The sequence below is a fragment of the Synechococcus sp. H60.1 genome (assembly GCF_047462335.1).
GTDB lineage: Bacteria > Cyanobacteriota > Cyanobacteriia > Thermostichales > Thermostichaceae > Thermostichus.
Genome location: NZ_JANSJA010000158.1, coordinates 1 through 854 on the forward strand (window position 1 = coordinate 1; position 854 = coordinate 854).

General features: G+C 59.1%; 1 protein-coding gene. It reads left to right on the top strand.

Annotation, left to right across the window (positions count from 1 at the left end; genetic code table 11):
• Positions 1 to 136 precede the first annotated feature (136 nt).
• Positions 137 to 787 (top strand): PEP-CTERM sorting domain-containing protein, encoded by a 651-nt coding sequence (locus NW852_RS08155; RefSeq protein ID WP_414426625.1) that lies wholly within the window; start codon positions 137 to 139, stop codon positions 785 to 787.
• Positions 788 to 854 lie beyond the last annotated feature (67 nt).

Consider the following 854-nt stretch of genomic DNA (forward strand, 5'->3'; position numbering starts at 1 on the left):
GAGCAACACGATGAGCAGTCCGAATGGTCGCATGGCACGATTATACAGCCCCGTAAACAGCACAGGTTGGCATTCAGGCAAAAATTGGGGTATAATAGGCGTGAAAGGAGGCTATCCGATGCGAATCACGCGAACCATGAGCGCGCTTCTGTGCGCAGGGTATCTGTTGACGACGAGCGCGTATGCGACCGTGCTGACTTTTGACAACGCGGGCAGTATCTATATCCCGTATGACTACGGCAGCCGTGTGGACGCTTCGGGCGTCGATGTCGGCGGGCGCACGAACTTCGACCTCACCCATGGCGCAACGCCGAATGTCGCCGTGCAGATGTTCACCGCGAACTACAGCGACTGGAGCCAGTCAACGAACCTGTTCGTGTGGGGCACCCAGTACGCCGACCTGACCGATGTGGCGTACCACAGCTCTGGTCAGGGCGCGCGGTTCATCTTCACTGCCGATTCCCAGTACTATGTGCGCCTGCACTCGTTCCAGATGGGCGGCTGGCCGAACACCGATCGCACGCTGCCGTTCCTGCAGGTGCTGGTGGACGACAACCCTGTGTTCACCCAGACGAATGTCGCGATTAGCGGCACGACGGCGAACACCTTCTCGTTTGACCCGAATGTGGTCAAGGGTGGCGTTATCGAGATTCGCTTCGGCAACGACTGGAATGTCGCGATTGACAATATCGGCTTCTCGCAGGAGTTGATTCCCGAGCCTGCCAGCATAACGCTGCTTGTGGGGGGCTTGGCGGGTCTTGCGCTGCGACGACGCACCAGGAAGTAAGCCCTCACCCCCAGCCCCTCTCCCACAGGGCTGACTCTTATACACATATCCGAGCCCCCGAGACGGA